Consider the following 24336-nt stretch of genomic DNA (forward strand, 5'->3'; position numbering starts at 1 on the left):
TGTTCATGGCCGCACCTCGATTTCGCTCGCCGTTTACATGCGCCAGGTCAGGAGCATGTTCGGATGAGCATGGGACCGAACCCGTTACAGCACCGTTACACGCAGGCGTGGCTTTGCCGCGGTCGCTTCGGTCAGGTGCCTTCCGACGTCAGCGGGGACAAAATTCCATTACGAGTAAGTAGGGCATTCGTTAGGGATCCTTGATTCAAGTAGCGGCCACTCGTGACCGGGCCCGTGAACGCTGACTAGTGTCTGACGACGTACCGTTTTGCCCACCAGGAATCCGACGTTCGATTGGGGTACGAGACGTGGTTTCATCACCAGACCCTCAGTGGTCCTTGACCTTGCTCAATGGTTGGACCCTGAGCAGGGATGGCCGGCGCCAGAAAGTAGCGCACCGGCAGCAACGCCTTATCACCGCGCTGGCCCTCCTCGGCGAGCGGCCGCGCACGTTCCTCTCCGGGCTTCTCTGGCCCGATTCATCCGATGCCCAGGCTGCGGTCGGCCTCAGGGTGAGTATCTGGCACATCAACCACGAGCTCCCCGGCTTGCTTGATGCCGACGGAACCACGGAAGTCTCGGTGGCTCTCAGCGAGCAGGTTCTCGTTGATATCACCGAACTCGAGCGCGAGCTTCACGCCCCGGCGTCTGAGCTGACCGATTCGTATCACAGGTGGGAACGGCTGCGGACGGCGGAGCTGCTTCCGGGATGGTACGAGGACTGGATCCTGGCCGAACAGGAACGCTTCCGCGCAGTGCGGACCGCAGCCCTCGACTCCATCGCCGCGTTCCATCTCAGCCAGGGAAACGCCGAGGAAAGCAAGGCCGCCACCACTGTGGCAATCTCCCTTGAACCATTCCGGGAGTCCTCGTACCAGTTGTTGATCCAGGCACACCTCGCCACCGGCGACCTTGTCTCGGCCCTTCGCACCTACAAGAGCTATTCTGCGGAGCTGAGGCAGGAATTCGGGGTGGGCCCGTCCCCGTCCCTCGCCAAGCTCATCCGCCATGCCGTCGGGGCGAGCGGCCGTCAAAACGCCGTCGGAGGCTTCCCGTTTACCCAGGCATTGCCCTCGAGCCACAACGTGATGACGAACCGGCGGCCGACGGCGTAGTCAGGTCGGTCGTCGAACGCCTGTGTCCATCGGTTGGAACTACCCCGCCCGCTCCAAAAGCCGCACGGCGTCGTCGTCGGTCAATTGCTCGAAGTGCTCGTAGAACGCGCCGACGGCGTGGAACTTGCCCGGCGTGTGCACGCACATCATGAAATCGCACACCCTGCTGATGGACGCCTGGGCTTCGAGGGATGACACCGGAACGGCGGCAACCACAGTCGCCGCCCCTCCCGCGCGCACGGCCTCGACGGCGGCGCGCATCGTGGCGCCCGTCGCGAGTCCGTCATCGACAAGGACCACAGTCTTGCCCGAGAGATCGAAGTTGATGCCGGGGTAGGTCTTCACACGCCGGAGGAGTTCTCCGCGCTCGCGTGCCTCCACCGCGTCCAGCGACGCCTGGGTGATTCCGTGACGCAACATGCGTTCCGCAAGGGGCCGGTTGAGGATGCGCACGATCCTGCCGTTGGACCACGCGAGCGCGCCGAACGCTGTTTCTTCACGCCCCGGGATGCCGAGCTTGCGCACCAGGACGGCGCCGTACGGCTGGTGGAGCTCGACGGCGGCAGCGGCCGCCACCGGGATCCCGCCGCGGGCGAGGCCCAACAGGACGGTGTCCGGCCGTTGCCGGAGCTGCGGAAGCCCCGCTGCCACGCGGCGTCCGGCGTCCGCGCGGTCCTTGAAGCGCATGCCCATTCGTCCCACTTCCACGTCATCCAGCGCTGAATCAAGCCTACCTTTCTTGCCGGGACCGCTCGGCGCTGCCACGATGGGCCATGTGAACAAGCCGATCGGTTACTGGACCAAACGCCTGGATGCCGCATTGGAGGCGCATTTGGACAGCACCTTGGCGAGGTTGAAACTCAGCCGGAGGCAGTGGCAGACCCTCAATGTCCTGGCAGAGGCGCCACTCAGCCCCCAGGACCTTGACGGAACACTCAACCCCTTCTGGGGCGGCGACACGCGGCGTCGCGAAAATGAACTCGCCGCGATGGTGGGCCGCGGCATGATCATCATGGTGGACAGCCGCATCAGCCTCAGCGAACTGGGCCACGCGAAGCACGCGGAAGCGCAAAGATTCGTAGAAGAGGCGCGCCAGGACCTCTCGATGGGGATCGGTATCGACGAATACGCCATGGCCGTCAGCGTGCTGGAGCGCATGACGCTCAATGCGGAGCGGCTGGCGGGCTAGTCAGCCGCTCCGCATCTACGTAGACGCCTACCTAGACACCGAGGAACGCGACCGCGGCGTCCTTGAACACGCGGCTCGTCACGGCGTTGCTGTGGTTCCGCCCCGGGACAAGCAGTTGTTCAACCATGCCGCCGGCGCGGGCAGCGATGGACGCGAGTTCCGGCATCGTGACGGCGCGTTCGTCCTTATCGCCGGCCACCAGGAGCATCGGCATGTGGGGGACGGCTTCGGCCGGATCGAACGGTTCACCCTTGATCGCTTCGATGAGCGACAAGAGCGCAAAAAGATCGTTGCTCGGCAAGAGTTGCGCCATCTTCAGCAACCCTGCCGTGGACTCGTCTTCAATGGGTGTGCCGTCCGCGAGATAGCGCTGGGCCGCCGCGAGATCGAAGGACGCCAGCGGGTCTTCCTTGTTCGGGCCGCCCAACACCAGCCGGTGCACGAGTTCGGGCTGGGTCGCCCCGAATTCCCAGGCGAGCCGGGAGCCCAAGGAATAGCCGATCACGTCGAGCCCGCTGGCAGGGTCACCGGCGCGCACGGGGCGCGCACCGGCGTCGGCAACTATCTGGAGCAGGTCCGCGCGGATCCGGCTCGGGGAGTAGGAGTCCAGGTCCTCGGGCGAACTGCTCTGGCCGTGCCCGGGAAGGTCCACCGTGATGACCCGCCGGCCGGCGGACTTGAGGGTGGAGATCCAGCCCGTGTCGCCCCAATTGAGCTTGGTCGAAGAGGAGAAACCGTGCAACAGCAGGACAGGGCGCAACCCGGTGTCGGTGCCTTCGGCAGGCTCATGGACTTCCACGAACAGGTGCGGGTCTGTCCCTTCCACCGTGTGGATGTGCTCTTCCGTGTGCCTGCCGCTCATGGTGTCAGTCCTCATCAAGTACGGCGCTCAGGCGGACCCGGCGCTTCGGTGCGTCATCCTGGGGAACGGTGCCCACGATGCCGGCAGTATTGTCCGGCACCTCGAACACCACCAGCGGCTCGCCGACGTTGATGGTCTCGCCCGGCGCGCCGTGGATACGGATCACTTTACCCGCCTGCGGGCTCGGCAACTCGAGGGCGGATTTGCTCGTTTCCAGTTCCACGAGCGGCTGGTTCCGTTCCACCTGGTCGCCGGGGGAGACGAGCCAGTCCAGCACGGTGGCTTCGATGAGCCCTTCGCCAAGATCGGGCAGGGGGAAGCTGATTTCAGCCACGTCGATACTCCAGTACTCGTTGGATCCCCAGGAGGATACGGTCAATGTTCGGAATGTATTCGTCCTCCAGGTCGCCGGAGGGATACGGCACGTCAAAGCCGGTGACGCGTTCGACGGGCGCCTTGAGCGTGTCGAAGCAGCTTTGCGTGATCAGCTGGGCCACTTCGGCTCCCAGTCCGGACGTCAGCGGAGCTTCGTGCACGACGACGGCGCGCCGCGTCTTTCCGACGGACGTCGCCAGGGCTTCGGCGTCGATCGGCTTGAGCCAGCGCAAATCGAGGACCTCGACGTCGATTCCGTCCTCCGCGGCGAGTTCGGCAACCTGCAGGCACCGGGCAACCATGGCACCCCAGGCCACGAGCGTCAGGTGGCGGCCGGGCCGGACTACGCGGGCGCCGGTGAGGGTACCGCCGTCGGAGGTGCCGACGTCGCCCTTTTGCCAGTACCGGGACTTCGGTTCCATGAAGATCACCGGGTCAGGCCGCGAGGCCGCGTACTTGAGCAGGTGATAGGCATCGTGCGGGTCCGACGGTGAGACCACCTTGAGGCCCGGAACGTGCGCGAAGAGTGCCTCAAGGCTTTCCCCGTGGTGTTCGGGGGCGCGGATGCCGCCGAAACTGGGCACACGGAGCGTGATGGGCATCGGCAAGGTGCCGCGGCTGCGGTAGTTCATCCGGGCGATCTGGCACACGATCTGGTTGATGGCGGGATACGCGAAGCCGTCGAACTGAACCTCCGGGATCGGGTGGAAGCCGGCCATGGCCAGGCCCACGGACATGCCCAGGATGCCCGATTCCGCAAGCGGCGTGTCAAAGACCCGGGATCCGCCGTGCTTGGCCTGCAGCCCGTCGGTGATGCGGAAGACTCCGCCCAATTGGCCGCAGTCCTCGCCGAAGACCACCGTTTTGGGATCGTTCGAGAGGATCTCGTCCAACGCGCGATTGAGCGCCTGTTGCATGGAAAGCTTGACGGATTGGGTCTCGGTAGCCGCCGCGGCTTCAAGGATGGCGGTGGTGCTCTCAGACATGTTCGGACTCCTCGCGCCAACGGGTGGCCTGGTTTTCAAGGGCGGGGGTGGTTTCCTGGAAGACGAAATCGAACATCTCGTTGCCAGGCCGGGGGCCAAGCGCTTCGATTCCGGCACGGATCGCTTCTTCCTCTGCCCGGGCGGCCTGGTGGGCGGCGGTGAGGAATGCCTCGTCGGCTACGCCCTCTGCGAGCAAGCGCTCGCGGAGGCGTTCCAGAGGGTCCGTGCCGGCGTCGATGCGCTCGTCGTCGAGGCTGCGGTACCGGCCGGGGTCGTCGGCGGTTGAATGCGGCCCGCGGCGGTAGGTCATGGCCTCGACTACCACCGGACCGTTTCCTGCGCGGCAGTGGGCGAAGGCGTTGCGGGTGGCCTCATGGACGGCGACCACATCGTTGCCGTCCACTTGGATGCCCGGGATCCCGTAGCCCGCGGCGCGTGCAGCCACCGAGCCGCCGGCAACTTGCCGTTCGGTGGGCACGGATATCGCCCAGCCGTTGTTCTGGATGAAGAAGACAACCGGTGCCTTCATCACGGCGGCAAAGTTCATGGCCTCATGGACGTCGCCTTGGGAGGACGCGCCGTCGCCGAAGTAGCTGAGGGCCACTCCGTCTTCCCCGCTGAGGGTCTGGCCGTGGGCCCAGCCGACGGCGTGGAGCACTGATCCTGCCACCACGGCCTGGATGGGCGCGAGGCGGCTGGCAACGGGATCGTACATGCCGCCGTGCCACGTTGCCTTGTGGGTGGACATGTACGCCACCATGTCCACGCCCATGGTCCGGGCGACGCCCATCTCGCGGTACGTCGGAAAGGCGAAGTCACGCGCAGTGTCGAGGGCATAGGCGCTGCCGACCTGGGCGGCTTCCTGGCCGAGTTCCGGAGCGTAGCCGGGGATGATTCCCTGCCGCTGCCAGGCGACGGCGGAAGTATCGAGGTATCGAACGGCAGCCATCAGGGAATAGAGCTCCCTGAGCTGTCCGGGGGACAGGGGCGCGGCGTCGGCTGCGGCCACGACGGGAAGAAGTGAGTCCATGGACGTGACCGTAGTCACTGTTTTGATCGTAGGCAATCCGCCTAATCAGCCCTAGTCAAACTGCCATGAACTGCCAGCGGTTCTGCAGGAACGCTTTACAGTTTGTGCACGTTCCGGCTCACCCAACTAGCTCGCAGTTGTTGTCGTTATGAGGGCTCATAACGACAACAACTGCGAGCTGGTTGGGTTTGCTTAGGCGTTTCGTGCGGACTTGGCCTTGGCACCGATCCGGCATGCCACGGCGATGCACGCGATCAACAGGAACGTGCCGATCAGCTGGCCGGCGCTCTCGGCATTCGAGAAGCCCACCGCGAAGATCAAGGCAAGCAGCGCCAGGCCGAACACGGTGAGGAAGGGGAAGCCCTTCATGCGAAGCGGCAGCTCGGTTCCTTCGCGGTCGGCGCGGCGGCGCAGGATGAACTGCGACACGAGCGCCGTTCCCCAGACCACGAGGCACGTGGAACCCACGAGGTTAAGCAATGCCGGAAGCACGTGGTCGGGGAACAGCAGTTCCAGGATGGTGGCAATGAAGCCGAACGCAACGGAAACCCCGACGGCGGCCATGGGCACCTGGGCGCCGCGCAGCCGCGACAGGAAGGCCGGAGCTTCGCCGCGCTCAGACAAAGAGAAGACCATGCGCGAGGCACCGTAGAGATTCGCGTTGAGCGCGGAAAGCAGCGCCACGACGGCAACGAGGGTGATGGCCGTGCCGGCTCCCGGGATGCCGGCAAGGTCCAGGACACCGGCGAACGGCGACTTCAAGGCGTCGGAGTCGGAGGGAAGGACTGCGGCGATGACGAAGACGGAACCGATGTAGAAAACCAGGATGCGCCACACCACCGTGCGGATGGCCTTGCCGACACTGTGTGCGGGATTCTGCGTTTCCGCGGCAGCTACGCTCACGATTTCGGTGCCGCCGAAGGCGAAGATCACCACGAACAGCGCCGCGGCAATTCCGGACCAGCCTGACGGTGCAAAGTTGCCCGTGAGGTTTCCAAGTCCTGGTGAAGTTGCGCCGGGCAGCCAGCCGAACAGCAAGGCTGCGCCGATGACGAGGAAGGCCACGATGGCTGCGACCTTCAGGATGGCGAACCAGAACTCGAATTCACCGAAGTTCCGGACCCCGGCGAGGTTGATCGCGGTGAAGGCCACCATGAAGACCAAAGCAAGCGCCCATACGGGAATGACCGGCCAGACGGAAAACAGCAATCCTGCTGCGCCGAGTGCCTCCGCGGCGATGACCACTACCAGCTGCAGCCACCATAGCCAGCCGACGGTGGACCCTGCCGTCTTGCCCATGGCCTTTTCCGCGTAGACGGAGAATGCGCCGCTGTTGGGATTGGCGGCCGCCATCTCGCCCAGCGCCCACATCACGATGATGATCAGGGTTCCCGCCACAAGGTAGGAAATGAGTACCGCCGGGCCTGCCGCGTGGATTCCGGCGCCCGAGCCGAGGAAAAGACCCGCGCCGATCGCGCTGCCGAGGCCCATCATGGTGAGCTGGCGCGGCTTCATCGAGTGGCCGAGGCCGTGCGAAGGAATGGCGGGTCGAACAGCGGTGGACTTCGTTGTCATTCGTGTTTGCCTTCTTGTGGATGGTTTGTCAGCTGGTCCTCGTGGGACTTATCGAATTTACCGCTTCCGAAGGAAAGTGGCGAAAAACACCCGTGAGATGATGGTTACAAGCTGGTGCGACATCTGGGCATGGAGTGCCGATTTGTACAGCTCATGGGCGGAAGTGGGAAAAACTGATGGTTGTCGACGAGCTGGACGCCAAGATTGTCCGATTTTTCACCGACTCCCCGCGGGCGTCTGTCCTCGAGGCATCCAGGGTCCTGAAGGTCGCCCGTGCCACGGTCCAGTCCCGGCTGGACCGGATGGCCGAGCGCGGAGTGGTGGCTCCGTGGGTTCCGCAGCCCGATCCCGCCGGCTTCGGCTATCCCGTGGTCGCTTTCTGCTCGCTCACCATCAACCAGGACCTGGGGCACGACGCGGTCGTCGAAGCCCTGGCCGCCATTCCCGAGCTCATCGAGGTCCATACCGTTTCCGGCAGTTCGGACCTTATGGTGCGTGTGGTGGGCAAGTCGAACTCGGACCTGCAGCGCGTGCTGGACAAGCTCATTGCCACCAAGACCGTGCTCCGTTCGTTGTCGGTGATTGTGCTGAACACCCATTTCCAAGGCCGCACCTTGCCGCTCCTGGAAGCTGTGGCCAAGGAGACTGCCGGCTGAAACATTTGGACACTGTCCGCTGACAGTCGTACCATTAGTTCTAGTCATTTTGACTATAACTAATTTTCTGGTCCCTACGGCAAAGAAGCGGGGTGAAAACCGTGTACGCCCCCTCCGCCAATGTCGCAGAGCGCAGGCTCGCGCCGCCGTCGTTGGCCATATCGACGGTGATCTTCGCCCTCCGCCCGAGTGAAAGCTCCGGCCGCCCTACGCTGTGGCTGCCGTTGGTGCGCCGCATCCGCGAACCGTTCAAGGACATGTGGGCGTTACCCGGCGGCCCGCTGCAGCACGACGAATCCCTCCAGGATGCCGCTTCCCGGAACCTGCGCGAGACCACGGGGCTGGCTCCCCACTACCTCGAGCAGCTCTACGCTTTCGGCGGCCTCCACCGTTCCCCCGCCCAGCGGGTCGTGTCGATTGTGTACTGGGCCTTGGTGCAGCCCACGGAAGCCGCCCTGGCCGACGAATCCGAGAATGTCCGCTGGTTTCGCGCGGACCGGCTCGCTGCATTGGCCTTCGACCACAACGCAATCGTGGACTACGCCTTGTGGCGGCTGCGCAACAAGATGGCATATGGGTCCATCGCCTATCACTTGCTGGGTGAATTCTTCACCTTGGCACAGGTCCGCGAAGTCTACGAGGCTGTCCTGGATCGCCAGCTGGATCCGGCGAACTTCCGCCGGCAAATCAAGGGGACACCGGAAATCGAGGAAACCGGTGAATACCTCCAGGGCGGGAAACATCGCCCGCCCCGCCTCTACCGCTTCACCGGCACGCCCGGACTCGGGCCAGATAACAGGAGTACACCATGAGCAGCGTCAACACAGCTATCCAGCTGATCACGCGGGAAGAAGCCGAAAGCGGCCGTTCCGCGGCCGGCTCGACGTGCAGCCCCGCCCTGGCGGAAGGTCCGTGGGAGTACGACCTCGCCGAAGCCCTCGCAGGCATTCCGGCCTATGGCCCGGGCGCTTCCAGTTCCGACGACGCTCCGAAGGCCACGCCCCGCCAAGGCCAGTTGCCGGAAGAGTACAAGGTGGCCAGCGACGCCGAGCTGGACGCCCGGATCCGCGCCGCCAAGGAGACCCTGGGGGACCGGGCCGTCATCCTCGGCCACTTCTACCAGCGCGATGAAGTTGTCCAGTACGCGGACTTCGTGGGCGACTCCTTCCAGCTCGCCAACGCCGCCCTGACCAAGCCCGACGCCGAGGCCATCATCTTCTGCGGCGTGCACTTCATGGCAGAGACTGCCGACATCCTGTCCAGCGAGGACCAGGCCGTGATTCTGCCGAACCTGGCCGCCGGCTGCTCCATGGCGGACATGGCGGACGAGGACTCGGTGGAGGAATGCTGGGAGCAGCTCGAGGAGCTCTTCGGAACCGCCCCCGATTCCGAAGGCCGTGCCCCGGTCATCCCGGTAACCTACATGAATTCATCGGCCGCATTGAAGGCCTTCTGCGGACGCAACGGCGGCATCGTCTGCACGTCCTCGAATGCCAAGACGGTGCTCGAATGGGCCTTCGAACGTGGCCAGAGGGTCCTCTTCTTCCCGGATCAGCACCTGGGCCGCAACACGGCCAAGGCCCTCGGCGTGCCGCTGGAGCAGATGCCGATGTGGAACCCGCGCAAGGAACTCGGCGGAAACGACGATCAGACCCTGTTGGATTCCCGGGTCATCCTCTGGCACGGTTTCTGCTCCGTCCACAAGCGCTTCAACGTCGGCCAGATCGAGAAGGCCCGCGCCGAATTCCCGGGCGTGAACGTCATTGTGCACCCCGAGTGCCCCATGGAAGTTGTCGACGCCGCGGACGGCGCGGGCTCTACCGACTTCATCAAGAAGGCCATCGCCGCCGCAACCGAGCCCACCACCTTCGCGATCGGCACCGAGATCAACATGGTGAACCGCTTGGCCGCGGAGAACCCGCAACACACCATCTTCTGCCTCGACCCGGTGATCTGCCCTTGCTCCACGATGTACCGCATCCACCCCGGCTACCTCGCATGGGTGCTCGAGGAACTGGTGGAAGGCCGCGTCGTCAACCGCATCACCGTGGACGACTCGGTCAAGGACAACGCCAAGATCGCCCTCGAACGCATGCTTGCAGCACGGCCGCTCTAGGCCACACCCGGTACCAACCAGTCGAATCGAGCCTCTCATGACTGCAGAACGCATTCCCGGCGCTCCGGCGCGGCGACTCGTCGTCGTCGGAAGCGGCATCGCCGGACTTTACTCAGCGCTGCTGGCCGCCGAGGCCGGTGCGGAGGTCGTCCTGCTGAGCAAGGGCGCGCTCGCGGACAGCAATACCTTCTTCGCCCAAGGCGGGATTTCGGCAGTGCTTGAGGAGCCAGCCCCCGGCGACACCGTCGCAGCGCACATCACGGATACCCTCAAGGCCGGCGCGGGCCACTGCAACGAGGAAGCCGTGCGGGCGCTGTGCACTGAAGCGCGCCTCGACATCAGGGGGCTGGAGCGTTTCGGTGTCCGTTTCGACGCGGACGACGACGGCGACCCCGCCTTGGGGCTCGAAGCCGCCCACTCCGCGCCGAGGATCCTGCACACCGGCGGAGACGCCACCGGAGCCGGGGTCGCGAACGCGCTCATCCTGGCCGTCCTCGACGCGCAGGACGCCGGGACAATCCAGGTGCTCGGACATGCCCAGGCCACGTCCCTGATCCAGTCCGAGGGGCGGGTAACGGGCGTTGAATTCCTGCGCCACGGCCGCGTTGAGAGCGTCCTCGGCGATGCCGTGCTGCTGGCAACCGGTGGCGCGGGGCAGCTGTTTGCACAAACCACCAACCCCTCCGTGGCAACGGCCGACGGACTCGCGCTCGCCTGGAGGGCAGGTGCCGAGCTCGCAGACCTGGAGTTCTTCCAGTTCCACCCCACGAGCATGGTCCCCTCCGCTGCGGGAGGACCAGCCCACCTCGGCGCCGATCCGCTCCTCATCTCCGAAGCCGTCCGTGGCGAAGGCGCCATCCTGGTGGACGCGCAGGGCGAGCGGTTCATGCCGCGCTACCACCCCGACGCCGAACTGGCACCGCGCGACGTCGTCTCCCGCAGCATCGCCCTCCACCTGGCCTCGCTTGGCGATCCGAACGGCCACGTCTTCCTAGACGCCCGTGGGGTGGAAGCGAACAAAGGGGTGGGTTTCCTTGAGAAGCGCTTCCCCACCCTCAGCGCCCGGACCCGTGAAGCCGGCATCGACTGGACCCTCGAGCCGGTTCCTGTTGCCCCTGCCGCCCACTACTGGATGGGGGGCGTAGTCACCGACCTGTTCGGCCGCACGTCCGTTCCTGGGTTGCTCGCTGCGGGCGAAGTAGCGTGCACCGGAGTCCAAGGCGCGAACCGCTTGGCGAGTAACTCCTTGCTCGAAGGGCTTGTGTTCGGGCGGCGGGCTGTCGAGGCTTTCCTTGCAGACCCCGACGCCGGGTCGCCTTTGGCGTCGCCTGACGGCATCCCTCTGCGTGCTCCCCACGATCTCCCTAACCTCGCAAGCTCGGCCAGGGAACCCGGATCGCGTGGGCCCACGGCCGCGGGCGGCCTCGCTTTTACGCACGCTGCCGGGACACCATCAGACGAAGGTCGCCTCACCGCGTGGAAACCCGAGCCGGCCGGACTACTCGCGTGGCAACCTGAGCTTGTCCCTGAGCCCTTCTCCAGGACCGCGCTTCGGAGGCTCATGACGGCCAAGGCGGGGGTGCTGCGGACCGGGGGCTTGCTCCGGGAGGCTGCTGAGGCACTCGAGGCCTGGGCCGACGTCGTGCTTCCTGAGAATGTGCCGGACTCGGTGGATTCCGTGGTTCATGAGGATGCCAATTTGCTCCTTGCCGCGCAGTTGTTGGTGCGGTCTGCGGGGGCGCGGCGGGGGTCGCTCGGGGCGCATTATCGGAGTGACGCAGTCGAAACCCGGCGCGAAGAAATTGTCCAGAGATACACGATCCGCCGGAAAGCGAGCCTCGTCCATGACTAGCCTGACCCTCCCCGCAGCATCCGTCCGGGACATTCTGGAGCGGGCTTTCGCGGAGGACGCGCCGAGTGGCGACATCACCTCGCAGTTGCTCATTCCCGCCGAGGCCCGAGCCACCGCGGTGCTCAACGCCCGGGTTCCTGGGGTCTTCAGCGGAGGAACGGTGTTCCGTGATGCCATGCTGCTCGTCGACCCGGACACCGAAGTGGAGCTGTTGCTCGCGGACGGTGAAAAGTTCGACGCCGGCACCCATCTGGCGCGGGTCAGCGGCCGCGCCCGCTCGGTGCTGCTCGCCGAACGCGTCGGGCTCAACCTGGCCCAGCGCATGAGCGCCATCGCGACGAAGACCGCGGAATTCGTCGCATTGGTCGACGGCACCAAGGCACGCATCACGGACACGCGGAAGACAACCCCCGGACTGCGGGTGTTGGAACGCTACGCCGTACGGTGCGGCGGGGGAGCCAACCACCGCTACAGCCTGTCCGACGCCGTCCTGGCCAAGGACAACCACCTGGCCGTGATGACCGGTGGCGATTCCGCCAAGCTCACCGCACTGCTCAAGGCCGCGAAAGCCCAGCTGGGCCACACTACGCACTTCGAAGTGGAAGTGGACAGCGCCGAGCAGATCGAACCCGTGCTGGCGGCCGGCGTCGACACGATCATGCTGGACAACTTCTCCCTGGAGGAGCTCCGCGCCGGCGTGAAGCAGGTGGCTGGCCGAGCCGTCGTCGAGGCGAGCGGCAATGTCAACGTCAACACCGTGGCGGACATCGCCGCAGCCGGAGTCGATGTCATTTCCATCGGCGGACTCACGCACAGCGTCAACGCGCTGGACCTCGGCCTGGACGTGACGCTCGACGTGACACCGGACCTGTCCCCGGCGCTCGGCTGACGCCATGATCTTCCTCGACGCCGCGGCGACCACACCCGTCCGCAGGGAAGTCCTCGAAGCGATGTGGCCGTATCTGACGGGGGAGTTCGGCAATCCCTCGAGTCATCACAGCCTCGGCGAAGCAGCCGCGAATGCGTTGTCCGGGGCCCGCGCGACGGTCGCGAAGGTCCTGGGTTGCCGGCCGGGGGAGATCACCTTCACCTCCGGTGGCACCGAGGCGGACAACCTGGCGGTGAAAGGAATCGCGCTCGCGAGGCGTGCGGCGGATCCTGCCCTGAATCGCATCGTCATCAGCGCCATCGAGCACCCCGCCGTCGAGGAATCCGCGCTCTACTTGCAACGCGTCCACGGCTTCGAAGTGGACGTGGTCCCCGTGGACCGGCACGGCGTGGTGACGGCCGAGGCGCTCCGGGCCGCCCTGACTCCGGAGACGGCACTCGTCAGCATCATGTATGCGAACAACGAGATCGGGACGGTGCAGCCCGTGGCCCAACTCGCCGAGGTGGCCGCCGAACATGGCGTGCCGTTCCACACGGACGCTGTCCAGGCCGCAGGCTGGCTACCCCTGGCCGTCAAGGAACTCGGGGTAGACGCCCTCAGTATCTCGGGCCACAAGCTCGGCGCGCCGAAGGGCAGCGGCGTGCTTTATGCCAAGGGAAGGCTGCGCCTGGAACCGCTGGTCCATGGCGGCGGCCAGGAACGGGGCAGGCGCTCCGGGACCGAAAACGTCGCGGGTGCCGTTGCCCTGGCCACGGCACTGACGCTCTCCCATGCCGGGCAGTCCGCGCTGGCAGGGCGTGTCTCGGAGTTGCGTGATGCCTTCATCCACGCTGTCCTTGAGGCTGTGCCGGATGCCGTGCTGACCGGCCACCCCTCGCAACGCTTGCCGTCCGTCGCGTCCTTCTGTTTCCCAGGCACGAGCGGGGAGTCGGTCCTGCTGGAACTTGAGCGGCTTGGCGTGGTCTGTTCGAGCGGCTCGGCCTGCGCTGCCGGATCCGATGCTCCGTCGCCGGTCCTGCTGGCTTTGGGAATCGAGTCGGAGGTGGCCCACACTGCTGTGCGCTTCAGCTTCGACTCCACGGTGACGTCAGCGGAACTGGAACAAGCCGCGGAAGCCGTGGCTGCCGCCGTCGGGAGCGTCCAGGGGCTCGGTCGCCGCTGACCGCCCCCACCCCAACTAGCTCGCATTTGTTGTCGTTTAGACGGCTCAAAACGACAACAAATGCGAGCTAGTTGGGAATCAAACGTGGCGGGCCCGGCGGAAAATCCAATGCCGCAGCATGGTGAACCGCACGGCCGTCGCGACGAATCCGGACAGCGTGGTGGTCCAGAGGTCTTCGGCAAGGGTGGCTTCTGGCCGCAACGCATGCAGCACGCCCAAGCTCCCGCCCGTGATGACCAGCGCGACGGCGATCACGATCAGTCCGTTCAGGTGGTCCCGGGTCATCTTCCGGTTGCCGGTGATCTTGAAGGTGAGCCGCCGGTTCAGGGCCGTATTCATGAGCGAAGTGATGATCAGTGCTCCGGCGTTGGCAGGTTGGGGTCCCATCCATGGCCGGAACAGCGCATACAGCGCCAGGGAGGTGACGGTGCAGATGATCCCGACGCCGGTGAAACGGATGAGCTGCCTGACCACCGGATAGCGCAGCACGCCTTTGCGGCGATTGCTTGTCTTTGGCCTGGAAAGGGACGTCTGCCGCGTCTCAAGTGCCGGCACGGCAGGAGGCTCCATGGCTCAAGCCTTTCATATCTAGCTGGGAAATTTCTCCCAAGATGCTGCAATTACGGGGTTGCTGAGCTCTCCGATGCCCTCGATGCGGCAAGTCACGAGGTCTCCGGGTTCGATCCTGGCGCACTCGGCCGGGAAGCCGGTGAGGACCAGGTCGCCGGGGTGCAAGGTCATGAACGACGTGAGGTAGACAAGGATTTCGTCTACCTTCCAGCCGAGGTCCGCGGTGCTGGCGGTGCGCAATTCCCGGCCGTTGTGCACGATGCCGATTGAAAGATCGCCGTCGTTGAGGTCCGTGACGATCCACGGGCCAGCGGGGGTGAAGGTGTCCTGGCTTTTTGCGCTGATCCACAGTTCGTCGGTCTTCTGCAGGTCCCTCGCCGAGACGTCGTTGCCGATCGTGAAACCGAGGATGGCGTCGCGCGCGGTGTCGAGCGTGAGCCCGCGGACCTTGTGTCCGACGACGACGGTCAGTTCCGCTTCGGGGTCCACGTAGCCGACGTCCGAGGCGAGTTCGATGGCGTCACCCGGTCCGACGACGCTTGTGGCGGCCTTGTGGAACGCCTGGGCGGGTAAATCCCGGCCGGGCTGGCCGGTGTTGTGCGCCATGCCGAAGACATTGGCCGGAACAGATGGCGCCAGGAACGTGAACGCGTCCTCGGAAACTTCGGAGCCTCCAATCCAGCCGGGCCGCCCGGCGCTGCTGCGGTTTGCGGGGGAGCCCGGGAACGGGCTGTCCACCACGGTCCAGCTCCGGCCTTCCGCGGAGGCGAAGTCGACGGCGTCGTTCGCGACGAAGAAGTGTTCGTCCGGTGAGGCGGGGGAGAGCGGGCGGACGCGGGCGATCCGGCGGGCACGGGAGGAAGTCATGAAGACATCCTACGTCCTTCGGCCTCATGAGGCCGTCCCATTTAGACCGGCAGGTAGAGCTCCCCCACCGGGATGTCTGCGGCCAGGCGATTCGCCGGCCCGGCCAAGGGGCAGGCCCAGGCCTCGTTGTAGGCGCAGGACGGGTTGTAGGCGAAATTGAAGTCGAGGACGAACTCCTGCTGCCCGGTTCCGCGAAGGCCGTGGAAAGCGCCCTTGATCGTGTCCAGCAAATACCGGCCCGCGCCGTAGCTTCCTCCGGGTTTGCCGGCTGTCGCATCGCGGAAGGGCACGAAGATGCCGCCGCCATAGCTCCGCAGGCGCCACACGGCCAGCGAGCCAAGCTCGTCGAGGTCGAAGGTGCCGAGGCGGACAAACGGCACCACCCCGTCGGTACCGGTCCGGACGTTCATCTCCTGGCCCGCGCCCTCCGGCGAAAGGGCGGCATAGCGGCGGAACCGGGAATCGTAGTCCGCAGTGCGCAAGCCCGAGAAAGCCTGCTTGCTGGCGGGAGTCAGCGCCGAGGCCGGGTGGGTTCCGAACATGCGGTCCCGCTCCTGGCGCCAGTACACATGGGCCTGGAAGGGATCGTCCAACGCGATCTTGCGCACGTCGTCGTACATGGCGAACGTGCGCAAACGCCAGTCCGCGATGTCCACGGCGGAGATGTCCGCCACATTGTTTTCGTCCTCATCAAGCAGATCGGGAGCCATGCGTCCAGCCTAGTCCTACGATGCGGGCCCAAGCGGCGCCGGAGTCCGTCTGCCGGTTTCGCACATGCGAAACGCCGCCCCGGACGGGCAGCCGGCCGGCTCAACGCCGCTAGGCTGGTGCGCATGAGAGCAAAGCGGATCCCGTTGAAGTTTTCAGTCTCCGTCCTGGGTGCGCTCATCGTGGTCGCCGCGGCTGGCTGCAGTTCCCAGGGCGCGGGCGGGCCGGTCTGGACGGCCGGGTCCAACAGCGCGGCACCCGGGAGCGGGTCGCCGTCGGGCTCCGGTACAGCCCCGCCGTCGGCCGGTTCCACTGCTTCGGGAAGCCCCTCCGCGGGAAGCACGGCGACGGCCGGGGCCACGGCCGCGGCGTGGAAGACGTACTCCGACGCAGCCAAGAAGGTCAGCTTCGATCTTCCGACAGACTGGATTGCGCAATCGGTCACGCCCGACGCCGGCTCCATGCCAGGCGCGCTGAAGATCGAGGTCAAAGACGCCAAGGCCGGGTATCTGGCGACGCTTCATACCGGGCTGCCCTCGGCCAGTCCGGCCGACTGCAATCCGGCCGCCAAGCGCCCCTACACGGTGGTCAGCAGCGTGCCCATTGACCTGCCCCACGCGGACGGCGATTCCATGATCCCGCCGCACGTGGTGTTCCGGGTCATCCAGGGCTACAAATTCTTCGGTTCGTACGGCATCACCAACCTGGTGGCCGGAACTGACGGCCAGGCCTGCCAGCTGCGGAACCTTGTGGTGGGGCCCGCCGGAAAGGGCAACTACTACTTCGGGGACATGCCTGCCGTGCATGCCTTCGCCACCGACGAAGTGGTTGCTCCGGCGAAGTCCTTCGATACCTTGGACCAAGCGGCCAAGTATGTTGACCAGAGTTCGGAATTCGCCAATGTCCAGCGGATGCTATTGTCTCTGAAGGTCAATCTGTAGAACCACGGTTGACAGACATTCGTCGGCGCCAACTCAGCCTCATTAGTGGGTTGTCCAGCCGCAACACTCCGGAGATCCATGGAACGCAACGTTGCTGCCCAGCTCGTTTTCAAGACCGTAGCCAATACCAAGGTGGCGATGGCAATAGCCGTGGCCAGCAATCCTGGCTACGAATCGTTGACCGAAGAGCTGTCAGTCACGGTGGAAGGCGAAGCTGTACCGCTGACTGAGCTGGCGGACCATCACGGCGGACGCTTCCACTACATGGAGTTCGCCGAACCCAGCGAGGTCACGGTTGATTACCGCGCCTCGGTGGCAGGCCTCGGTCTCCCCGATGAGTCCTCCCGGATGGAGCTCATCCGCTATGTCCGGCCCAGCCGTTATGCCGAGTCGGATCGGCTCCTTCCGACGTCGTATGCCGAGTTCGGCGGGCTGCATGGCGAGGAGCTGTTGCAGGCCGTCCGGAACTGGGTCCACGACGAACTCCGGTACGTCAGTGGTTCCTCGCGCGGGACGGACGGTGCGGTGGAAACGCTCCTGCACCGCAAGGGCGTGTGCCGCGACTTCGCGCACCTTGCCATTGCCCTCCTGCGCTCCAAGGACATTCCTGCGCGACTCGCCGCTGTGTATGCGCCCGGCCTGAGCCCCATGGACTTCCATGCCGTGGCCGAGGCACACCTCGACGGCACGTGGTACGTCATCGATCCCACCGGCCTGGCTCCGCGCGAATCCATGCTTCGCATCACAGCCGGACGGGATTCCTCGGACACCGCGTTCCTCTCCACGGTGGGCGGCAGCCTGTCGTTGAAGAGCTTGAAAGTCACCGCGGTGGTGGCCGACGAGTTGCCGGATGAGGATCCGGCAAAGCTCGTCGTCCTCCGCTAGCCGTCGCGCGCCTACTTGTGCGCGACGAACGCCTGCAGCTTTTCGGTCAGGCGTAGAAGCTCGCGCTGTTCGTCCGCTGTCAGGGCCGGTGCCACGAGTTCGGCGATGTCGCGGATGTGCTCGCGGCCGATCTCCTTCTGCAGTTCCTGCCCGGCCGCGGTCAGCCCGAGCAGGATCCCGCGTCCGTCGTCGGGGGCGATGCTGCGTTCCACGAGTCCGCGCTTCTCCAACCTGTCAACCAGCCGGCTCAGGCTGGATTGGCTGAGCAGGACGTGATCGTTGATCTCGTTCAGGCGCAACTTGCCGGTGGGGCAACGGGACAGAGTGAACAGGACGTCGTACTCCTTGATGGGAAGCTTCTTGAAGGCCGGCCCGGCCTGGAGCCGGCGCATCACCGCCACCTGGGAGCGGAACAAGGACTCCCACGTCTCAGCGGCGAGGCGCACGGCGGACGAGGTGGGCGCGGTGGTGGTCACGGGTTCCGCCCGGCGGAATCGGCAACCGCCTCACTGGCGGACGCGAGCACGGATGCCGCCACCCGGGATGCATGGGTGGGTGCGTCAGGTACATGGGCCGGCTTGCGGTCCTCGAATTCCTTGCGCAGGACGGGCAGGACTTCCTCGCCGAAGAGGTCCAGTTGTTCCAGGACGGTCTTGAGCGGCAGTCCGGCGTGGTCCACCAGGAACAGCTGGCGCTGGTAGTCGCCGAAGTATTCGCGGAACGTCAAGGTCTTTTCGATCACTTCCTGCGGGCTGCCGACGGTCAGCGGCGTCTGGGACGTGAAGTCCTCGAGCGAGGGTCCGTGGCCGTACACCGGGGCGTTGTCGAAGTAGGGGCGGAACTCCTTCACGGCGTCCTGGGAGTTCTTGCGCATGAAGAACTGTCCGCCGAGGCCCACGATGGCCTGGTCGGCGTTGCCGTGGCCATAGTGCTCGTAGCGTTCGCGGTACAGGCCGATCAGCTGCTGGTAGTGCTCCTTGGGCCAGAAGATGTTGTTGGCGAAGAAGCCGTCGCCGTAGTATGCGGCAAGTTCCGCGATCTGCGGGCTGCGGATGGAGCCGTGCCAGACGAAGGGCGCGACGCCGTCGAGCGGGCGGGGCGTGGAGGTGAAGTTCTGCAGCGGGGTGCGGTACTTGCCGCTCCAATTGACGGTGTCCTCGTCCCAGAGGCGGCGCAGCAGGGAGTAGTTCTCCACGGCGAGTTCGATGCCGTCCTGGATGTTCTTGCCAAACCAGGGGTAGACGGGAGCGGTGTTGCCGCGTCCCATGATGAGGTCCACGCGGCCATCCGCCAGGTGCTGGAGCATCGCGAAGTCCTCGGCGATCTTGACCGGATCGTTAGTGGTGATCAGCGTGGTGGACGTCGACAGCGTGATGCGTTCAGTCTGCGCTGCGATGTAGGCAAGCGTGGTGGTGGGGGACGATGAGAAGAAGGGGCGGTTGTGGTGCTCGCCGATCGCATAGACGTCCATGCCGATCTCTTCGACCTTCTTGGCGATCGCCACGGCGGCCTTGATGCGCTCGTTCTCCGTGGGGGTGTGGCCCGTGGTGGGGTCAGTGGTGATGTCGCTGACGCTGAATACGCCGATCTCCATGATGTGCCTTTCTGCCTGCCCGATTGGTGTCCGGGCTCTGCCAACAGTCTATCCCAAAATAGATGCATTTGCATGTATCACTGCTTGCAACAGGGCACAACGCCATTTTGTTCCCGGTGAGCCGCCCTACTCGGCGGGGCTGGAGGCGGACCGGCGGCCGGTGACTTTGGGAGTCATTCCGGTGGTCCAGTCCAGGTGCTCGCCCTCGCCATGGCCGGCGATGCCGTCCTTCACGACGTCGGGGCGTTGCGTGAGCGCCTTGAGCAGCGCCTTCTTCTCCCGCCGGCCTTCGACCAGTTTGTAGAGGACGGGAACAAGGACGAGCGTCAAAGCCGTGGACGACACAAGGCCGCCGATCACGACGATCGCGAGCGGCCGGGAAATGAACCCGCCGCCTCCCGTGAGGCCCAAAGCCATGGGCGTCAGGGCGAATACGGTCGCAAGCGCTGTCATGAGGATCGGGCGTAGCCGCTGCCTGGCGCCGTGGGTGATGGCATCCGCCACGCTCATCCCGGGACTGCCATCGTGTGGTTTGCGGTACTGGTTGATGAGGTCGATCAGGACGATCGCATTGGTCACCACGATTCCCACCAGCATCAGCATGCCGATCAGGGAAGGCAGCCCGAGCGGAACACCCGTGACGAGGAGCAACGCGATGGCGCCGGTCGCCGCGAACGGCACGGACACCAACAGGATGAGGGGCTGGATGAGGGACTTGAACGCCGCCACCATGATGACATAGACGATGGCGACGGCGGCCAGGAGCGCGAGGCCGAGCTGGCTGAACGAGTCCGCCTGCTGTGTCGTGGCGCCACCGATCGTGGCTGTGACGCCTGCCGGCAGCCGCACGGCGGCCAGCCGGTCACTGACTGCCGTGCTGACGGAGCCAAGGTTGGAGCCCGACGGCGTGACGGTCACCTTCGCGGTGCGCTGGCCGTTGCTGCTGGTGATGGATACGGGAGTGTCCACCTGCTCCACCGACGCGATACTGGACAGTGGAACGGGCCCGGCCGGCGTCGGGAGACTGATGGCGCTGACATCGGCAATGCTGCTGAAGTGCGTGCCTTCGCCGATCTGTACCGGGAAGTCCGTGGTGTCGATACGGACGGTTCCTGCGGGGATGGGACTGACCGTGGACGCCAGGACGCCGGCAACTTGTTCTTCGTTGAGCCCGGCTGCGACGGCCTTGGCGCGATCGACCTTAACCTGGACCACAGACTGGCTCGCGTCCAGGTTGGTGGCTACCTCGGCGCTTCCGGGCACACCGTCCATGGCCTTCGCGACGGCGTCGCTTGCCGTTTTGAGATCCGCTGCGTTGGCGGCGTTGATGGTGATGTCCACGCTGGAAGACGTGCCCAGCCCGCCTTGCTGTGCGCCGACAGTGACCTTCCCGGCAGCCGAGGCGCTGGCGAGCCGGGACCGGACCGTGTCCTGCAGTTTCTGCTGGTCGGCCTTGTCGTCGGTCACCACCGTGAATGTCGAATTGGAAGCCCCGCTTGAGGTGAGCGCGGCGAAACCCGTTTGGGCGTTGCCCGACGTGACCTGGACATCCTTGATGCCATCGATGCCCCGCAGGACCGATTCCACCTGCGCAGCGGCGGCGCCGGTCTGCTCCAGGCTGGTGCCCGCAGGAAGGACCTGGCGCACGGTCATGCTGTTCTGGCCGGAGTCGCCGAGCAGGTCCGTGGCGAGCAACGGGGACATGGCCGCAGTACCACCCAATACCAGGACAGCGGCCACGATTGTGATGACCGGGTGCTTCTGGGTTGTGGACAGGATGGGCAAATAGCCGCGCTGCAGCCGGCTGCGTTGCTCTGCCTCGTGCGCCCTTGTCCGGGCGTTCTCCGCGGCATGGGCGTCCACGGCCGCGGCAGCGGATGGCGACTTGAGGAACCAGTAAGCCAACACCGGAACGATGGTGAGGGACACGAGCAACGAGGACAACAGGGCGATGGTCACCGTCAGGGCGAAGGGCCGGAACAGTTCGCCTGCCAGGTTGCCCACGAAGGCGATCGGCAGGAAGACGGCAACCGTGGTGAGGGTGGACGCCGTGATGGCACCGGCGACTTCCCGGATGGAATTGAGGATCGCCGCGAGCTTGTGTTCGCCGTAGCTCAGGTGCCGCTTGATGTTCTCGATCACCACGATCGAATCGTCCACCACCCGGCCGATCGCGATGGTCAACGCTCCGAGGGTGAGGATGTTGAGCGAGTAATGGGTCGCCGATATTCCGATGAACGTGATCAGGAGCGACAACGGAATGGACACCGCCGTCACGAGCGTAGAGCGCACGGACATCAGGAAAACGAGGATGACTGCGACTGCGAAGCCAAGTCCAAGGAGGCCTTCAGTGGTGAGGTCCTTGATGGATTTCTCGATGTACGGGGCCTGGTCGAACACCGGCGTGAAGTGCGCATTGGAGCCGAGCTCGGCTTCCATCTGGGGAATGGAATCCTTGACGGCGTGTGAAATGGCGACGGTGTCGCCGTCGGGCTTCTTCGTGATGGACAGGGCCAGCGTCGGTTTACCGTTGGTCCGGGTAATGGATGTTGCGGCGTCGTCCTGGATGCTGACGTCGGCAACGCCGCCGATGGTGGTGCCGGCCTTCGCCCCGGTGAGGGGCAAGCCCTTGATGACGTCGAGGGAGTCCACCGGGCTCCCGATCTGCAGCGAGAGGGTCTTGCCCTGATCCTCGATGGTCCCGGCCGGGACCAGGGTCCCGTTGTTCTTGAGGGCATTCGTGAGCGATTGGACCGTGGCGCCGCTGGCGGCCATCGCCGGGGCTTTGGGCTGGATCAGGATGTGCTGGGTGGCCCCGCCTGTCACGTCAGCGCTGCGGACCCCGTCCAGCTTCTGGAGCCGGGGAACGCTCAAGCGCTGCAGGTCCGTGTTCAACTCGCTGAGAGGCTTGTCCGAAGACACGGCCAAGTACACGATCGGGAAGTCGCTGATGCTGCCGGCGAAAGACTGCGGCTCGACGTCGGCCGGCAGCACACGTTTCGCATTGGAGATGGCCCGATCGATCTGGTTGCGTGCCCGGTCCAGGTTCGAGCCGTACGTGAACACCATGGTGATCTGCGAAACACCGTTCCGTGACGTCGACGTTGTCGACTCGAGGCCCTCGACGCTGTTCAGCGCCGTTTCGAGCGGGCGGCTGAGTTGCTTGTCGACAACCTCCGGGGACGCGCCCGGCATGGACGTGATCACCGAGATCTGCGGGAACTCGATCGAGGGAATGAGCTCCTGCTTCAGGGACGACATGGTGATCACGCCGAACACCGCCGCGAAGACGGTGATCAGCGCGATCAATGCCCTGTTCGCCAGTGAAAGCCTTGCCAGACGGAACATTGCACTGTCTCCTGGGATCTACGGTCTGTCTCTTGTCTCGAACCGGCCGCAGCCCGGACGGCTGCTAGTGCTGGACGGCGTCGGCAGGCTCAAGCTGGAGTGAACGGGCAGTGCTCGCTTCCAACTCGGCCGCAAGTTCCGGATTGTCGTTCAGTTTGACGCCGTAGCCCGGCATCATTTCCTTGAGCTTGGACTGCCAGCCCTTGAAGTTCTTCGGGAAGGACCGCTGGAGCATCTCGATCATGATGGGGACGGCAGTGGAGGCTCCGGGGGAGGCCCCGAGCAGTGCTCCGATGGAGCCGTCACGGGCCGTGATCACTTCGGTGCCGAACTGCAGCACGCCGCCCTTCTTGGAGTCTTTCTTGATGATCTGCACCCGCTGGCCCGCGGTGATGAGCTCCCAGTTGGCGCCGTCGGCCTGGGGGTAGTACTCGCGGAGGGACTCCACCTTGGCGTCGTGGCGCTTGGCCACTTCCTTGATCAGGTACGCAGTCAGGTCCATGTTGTCCTTGGCCACGGCCAGCATCGGGATGATGTTGCCGGGGCGGATGGACAGCGGCAGGTCGAGGTAGCTGCTCGTCTTGAGGAAGTTGGTGGAGAATCCGGCGTAGGGGCCGAAAAGCAGGGAACGCTTGCCGTCAACGTAGCGGGTGTCAAGGTGCGGCACGGACATGGGCGGGGCGCCCACGGAGGCCTGGCCGTAGACCTTGGCGCCGTGCTGGCCCGCGATGGCCTCGTCAGTGCAGCGGAAGAACTGTCCGGACACCGGGAAACCGCCGTAGCCCTTGCTTTCCGGGATGCCCGATGCCTGGAGCAGGTGGAGTGCTCCACCGCCGGCGCCGACGAAGACGAACTTGGCGTTGATCCGGCTGTGTTCGCCGGAAGCCGGGTACTTGAGCGAAAGGTCCCAGCCGCCGTCGGAGGCTTTGCTCACATTGGTGACGTCGTGGCCATAGTTGACTTCAACGCCGTTGGCGGCGAGGTAGCCGGTCAGCTCCCGGGTCAAGGCGCCGAAGTCGACGTCGGTGCCTTCCGCGGCGCGGGTGGCGGCAACGCGCTGCTTGGCGTCGCGGCCCTTGACGATCAGCGGAGCCCACTTGGCGATCTGTGCCTGGTCTTCCGTGTATTCCATGCTGCGGAAGAGTGTGTTCGGCTTGAGTGCTTCATAGCGCGTCTTGAGGAAGTCTGCGTGCTTGTCGCCGATGACGAAGCTCATGTGCGGAACCGTGTTGATGAAGCCCTTGGGGGAGCCGATCAATTTGTTGTCCACGAGGTGGGACCAGAACTGCCGGGAGAGCTGGAATTGCTCGTTGATGTGGAGGGCCTTGGACGGGTCAACGGACCCGTCTTTCGCTGCTGGTGAGTAATTAAGCTCACAGAGCGCTGCGTGCCCGGTTCCCGCGTTGTTCCACGGTCCGGAGCTTTCCAGGCCGGCTTCGTCGAGTCGCTCAAAGAGGGAGATGGTCCAGCTGGGTTCGAGTTGCTTGATGAACGCACCCAGGGTTGCGCTCATGATCCCGCCCCCGATAAGGACGACGTCAGCGTGGTGTGTCTTGGAAATGAAGGTCACGATCTATCTCCGATAGCGGCGGCACTGGCTGTCACAGAATATCCCC

At 65.1% G+C, this 24336-nt stretch carries 23 protein-coding genes; 10 read left to right on the forward strand and 13 right to left on the reverse strand.

Annotated features, from left to right (window positions below; genetic code table 11):
* Positions 1–308: 308 nt before the first annotated feature.
* Positions 309–1115, forward strand: a complete 807-nt coding sequence (locus tag QRN45_RS06725) for an AfsR/SARP family transcriptional regulator (RefSeq protein WP_241707446.1) — start codon at positions 309–311, stop codon at positions 1113–1115.
* Between the two features lie 39 nt (positions 1116–1154).
* On the opposite strand, the gene QRN45_RS06730 is transcribed toward QRN45_RS06725, so the two are convergent.
* Positions 1155–1808 carry a phosphoribosyltransferase gene (locus tag QRN45_RS06730; protein ID WP_241707447.1) on the reverse strand — a complete coding sequence of 218 codons (654 nt, stop codon included), beginning with the start codon at positions 1806–1808 and terminating at the stop codon, positions 1155–1157.
* Between the two features lie 82 nt (positions 1809–1890).
* Between QRN45_RS06730 and QRN45_RS06735 the strand changes: the two genes are divergently transcribed.
* Positions 1891–2304 carry a winged helix DNA-binding protein gene (locus QRN45_RS06735; protein WP_264636580.1) on the forward strand — a complete coding sequence of 138 codons (414 nt, stop codon included), beginning with the start codon at positions 1891–1893 and terminating at the stop codon, positions 2302–2304.
* A gap of 31 nt (positions 2305–2335) precedes the next feature.
* On the opposite strand, the gene QRN45_RS06740 is transcribed toward QRN45_RS06735, so the two are convergent.
* From QRN45_RS06740 to QRN45_RS06760, 5 genes are all read right to left on the reverse strand, one after another.
* Positions 2336–3166: an alpha/beta fold hydrolase gene (locus tag QRN45_RS06740; protein ID WP_241707449.1), complete on the reverse strand. Its 831-nt coding sequence runs from the start codon at positions 3164–3166 to the stop codon at positions 2336–2338.
* A 4-nt stretch (positions 3167–3170) separates the two neighbouring features.
* Entirely contained in the window at positions 3171–3500 is a 330-nt protein-coding gene (locus QRN45_RS06745; RefSeq protein ID WP_078108520.1) for a biotin/lipoyl-containing protein, read from the reverse strand.
* Positions 3493–4527: an alpha-ketoacid dehydrogenase subunit beta gene (locus QRN45_RS06750; RefSeq protein ID WP_241707450.1), complete on the reverse strand. Its 1035-nt coding sequence runs from the start codon at positions 4525–4527 to the stop codon at positions 3493–3495. The genes QRN45_RS06745 and QRN45_RS06750 overlap by 8 nt, the downstream gene beginning before the upstream one ends.
* Positions 4520–5557 (reverse strand): thiamine pyrophosphate-dependent enzyme, encoded by a 1038-nt coding sequence (locus QRN45_RS06755; protein WP_241707527.1) that lies wholly within the window; start codon positions 5555–5557, stop codon positions 4520–4522. Before QRN45_RS06755 ends, QRN45_RS06750 begins: the two co-directional genes overlap by 8 nt.
* Before the next feature lie 192 nt (positions 5558–5749).
* Complete coding sequence (locus QRN45_RS06760) at positions 5750–7132, reverse strand: amino acid permease (protein WP_284762761.1); 1383 nt, start codon at positions 7130–7132, stop codon at positions 5750–5752.
* 176 nt (positions 7133–7308) lie between these two features.
* On the opposite strand from QRN45_RS06760, the gene QRN45_RS06765 reads away from it, so the two are divergent.
* From QRN45_RS06765 to QRN45_RS06790, 6 genes are all read left to right on the forward strand, one after another.
* A complete protein-coding gene (locus QRN45_RS06765) occupies positions 7309–7788 on the forward strand; it encodes an Lrp/AsnC family transcriptional regulator (protein WP_284762763.1) in 480 nt (159 codons plus the stop codon).
* A gap of 101 nt (positions 7789–7889) precedes the next feature.
* A complete protein-coding gene (locus tag QRN45_RS06770; protein ID WP_078108561.1) occupies positions 7890–8600 on the forward strand; it encodes an NUDIX hydrolase in 711 nt (236 codons plus the stop codon).
* Complete coding sequence (nadA, locus tag QRN45_RS06775; RefSeq protein WP_284762765.1) at positions 8597–9904, forward strand: quinolinate synthase NadA; 1308 nt, start codon at positions 8597–8599, stop codon at positions 9902–9904. The genes QRN45_RS06770 and nadA overlap by 4 nt, the downstream gene beginning before the upstream one ends.
* A gap of 37 nt (positions 9905–9941) precedes the next feature.
* A complete protein-coding gene (gene nadB / locus QRN45_RS06780) occupies positions 9942–11756 on the forward strand; it encodes an L-aspartate oxidase (RefSeq protein ID WP_284762767.1) in 1815 nt (604 codons plus the stop codon).
* Positions 11749–12645, forward strand: a complete 897-nt coding sequence (nadC, locus tag QRN45_RS06785; RefSeq protein WP_284762769.1) for a carboxylating nicotinate-nucleotide diphosphorylase — start codon at positions 11749–11751, stop codon at positions 12643–12645. Before nadB ends, nadC begins: the two co-directional genes overlap by 8 nt.
* Positions 12646–12649: 4 nt before the next feature.
* Positions 12650–13807: a cysteine desulfurase family protein gene (locus tag QRN45_RS06790; RefSeq protein WP_241707456.1), complete on the forward strand. Its 1158-nt coding sequence runs from the start codon at positions 12650–12652 to the stop codon at positions 13805–13807.
* Positions 13808–13885: 78 nt separating this feature from the next.
* On the opposite strand, the gene QRN45_RS06795 is transcribed toward QRN45_RS06790, so the two are convergent.
* Genes QRN45_RS06795 through QRN45_RS06805 form a run of 3 tightly spaced genes read right to left on the reverse strand, consistent with a single transcriptional unit; the run spans position 13886 to position 15954 of the window.
* Positions 13886–14377: a GtrA family protein gene (locus QRN45_RS06795; protein ID WP_241707457.1), complete on the reverse strand. Its 492-nt coding sequence runs from the start codon at positions 14375–14377 to the stop codon at positions 13886–13888.
* A gap of 18 nt (positions 14378–14395) precedes the next feature.
* Positions 14396–15244 carry a fumarylacetoacetate hydrolase family protein gene (locus QRN45_RS06800; protein ID WP_284762773.1) on the reverse strand — a complete coding sequence of 283 codons (849 nt, stop codon included), beginning with the start codon at positions 15242–15244 and terminating at the stop codon, positions 14396–14398.
* 41 nt (positions 15245–15285) lie between these two features.
* Entirely contained in the window at positions 15286–15954 is a 669-nt protein-coding gene (locus QRN45_RS06805) for a DUF1684 domain-containing protein (RefSeq protein ID WP_264636572.1), read from the reverse strand.
* Between the two features lie 123 nt (positions 15955–16077).
* Between QRN45_RS06805 and QRN45_RS06810 the strand changes: the two genes are divergently transcribed.
* Positions 16078–16893, forward strand: coding sequence for a hypothetical protein (locus tag QRN45_RS06810; RefSeq protein ID WP_284762774.1), 816 nt, complete (start codon positions 16078–16080; stop codon positions 16891–16893).
* Positions 16894–16971: 78 nt separating this feature from the next.
* Positions 16972–17778, forward strand: a complete 807-nt coding sequence (locus QRN45_RS06815) for a transglutaminase-like domain-containing protein (protein ID WP_284762775.1) — start codon at positions 16972–16974, stop codon at positions 17776–17778.
* An 11-nt stretch (positions 17779–17789) separates the two neighbouring features.
* Here the strand turns inward: QRN45_RS06815 and QRN45_RS06820 are convergent, their stop codons facing one another.
* The 4 genes from QRN45_RS06820 to QRN45_RS06835 all read right to left on the reverse strand — a co-directional run bounded on the left by QRN45_RS06820 (position 17790) and on the right by QRN45_RS06835 (position 24290).
* Positions 17790–18254, reverse strand: a complete 465-nt coding sequence (locus QRN45_RS06820; protein ID WP_078108567.1) for a MarR family winged helix-turn-helix transcriptional regulator — start codon at positions 18252–18254, stop codon at positions 17790–17792.
* On the reverse strand, positions 18251–19372 hold the full coding sequence (locus tag QRN45_RS06825; RefSeq protein ID WP_241707463.1) for an LLM class flavin-dependent oxidoreductase: 1122 nt from the start codon (positions 19370–19372) through the stop codon (positions 18251–18253). The genes QRN45_RS06820 and QRN45_RS06825 overlap by 4 nt, the downstream gene beginning before the upstream one ends.
* A 126-nt stretch (positions 19373–19498) precedes the next feature.
* The gene (locus QRN45_RS06830) at positions 19499–22720 is read right to left on the reverse strand and encodes an efflux RND transporter permease subunit (RefSeq protein ID WP_241707464.1); all 3222 of its coding nucleotides are present in this window, start codon (positions 22718–22720) and stop codon (positions 19499–19501) included.
* 64 nt (positions 22721–22784) lie between these two features.
* Positions 22785–24290, reverse strand: a complete 1506-nt coding sequence (locus tag QRN45_RS06835; protein WP_284762776.1) for a malate:quinone oxidoreductase — start codon at positions 24288–24290, stop codon at positions 22785–22787.
* Between the last annotated feature and the right edge of the window lie 46 nt (positions 24291–24336).

The sequence above is a fragment of the Arthrobacter sp. efr-133-R2A-63 genome (assembly GCF_030209795.1).
Lineage (GTDB): Bacteria > Actinomycetota > Actinomycetes > Actinomycetales > Micrococcaceae > Arthrobacter > Arthrobacter bambusae_A.

What these genes read in the sequence shown, in the direction of transcription:
- QRN45_RS06730 (WP_241707447.1), bottom strand. Translation starts at nt 1,808, where the DNA reads ATGGGCATGCGCTTCAAGGACCGCGCGGACGCCGGACGCCGCGTGGCA.
- QRN45_RS06740 (WP_241707449.1), bottom strand. Translation starts at nt 3,166, where the DNA reads ATGAGCGGCAGGCACACGGAAGAGCACATCCACACGGTGGAAGGGACA.
- QRN45_RS06750 (WP_241707450.1), bottom strand. Translation starts at nt 4,527, where the DNA reads ATGTCTGAGAGCACCACCGCCATCCTTGAAGCCGCGGCGGCTACCGAG.
- QRN45_RS06755 (WP_241707527.1), bottom strand. Translation starts at nt 5,557, where the DNA reads ATGGACTCACTTCTTCCCGTCGTGGCCGCAGCCGACGCCGCGCCCCTG.
- QRN45_RS06760 (WP_284762761.1), bottom strand. Translation starts at nt 7,132, where the DNA reads ATGACAACGAAGTCCACCGCTGTTCGACCCGCCATTCCTTCGCACGGC.
- QRN45_RS06765 (WP_284762763.1), top strand. Translation starts at nt 7,309, where the DNA reads ATGGTTGTCGACGAGCTGGACGCCAAGATTGTCCGATTTTTCACCGAC.
- nadA (WP_284762765.1), top strand. Translation starts at nt 8,597, where the DNA reads ATGAGCAGCGTCAACACAGCTATCCAGCTGATCACGCGGGAAGAAGCC.
- nadB (WP_284762767.1), top strand. Translation starts at nt 9,942, where the DNA reads ATGACTGCAGAACGCATTCCCGGCGCTCCGGCGCGGCGACTCGTCGTC.
- nadC (WP_284762769.1), top strand. Translation starts at nt 11,749, where the DNA reads ATGACTAGCCTGACCCTCCCCGCAGCATCCGTCCGGGACATTCTGGAG.
- QRN45_RS06790 (WP_241707456.1), top strand. Translation starts at nt 12,650, where the DNA reads ATGATCTTCCTCGACGCCGCGGCGACCACACCCGTCCGCAGGGAAGTC.
- QRN45_RS06795 (WP_241707457.1), bottom strand. Translation starts at nt 14,377, where the DNA reads ATGGAGCCTCCTGCCGTGCCGGCACTTGAGACGCGGCAGACGTCCCTT.
- QRN45_RS06800 (WP_284762773.1), bottom strand. Translation starts at nt 15,244, where the DNA reads ATGACTTCCTCCCGTGCCCGCCGGATCGCCCGCGTCCGCCCGCTCTCC.
- QRN45_RS06805 (WP_264636572.1), bottom strand. Translation starts at nt 15,954, where the DNA reads ATGGCTCCCGATCTGCTTGATGAGGACGAAAACAATGTGGCGGACATC.
- QRN45_RS06810 (WP_284762774.1), top strand. Translation starts at nt 16,078, where the DNA reads ATGAGAGCAAAGCGGATCCCGTTGAAGTTTTCAGTCTCCGTCCTGGGT.
- QRN45_RS06815 (WP_284762775.1), top strand. Translation starts at nt 16,972, where the DNA reads ATGGAACGCAACGTTGCTGCCCAGCTCGTTTTCAAGACCGTAGCCAAT.
- QRN45_RS06825 (WP_241707463.1), bottom strand. Translation starts at nt 19,372, where the DNA reads ATGGAGATCGGCGTATTCAGCGTCAGCGACATCACCACTGACCCCACC.
- QRN45_RS06830 (WP_241707464.1), bottom strand. Translation starts at nt 22,720, where the DNA reads ATGTTCCGTCTGGCAAGGCTTTCACTGGCGAACAGGGCATTGATCGCG.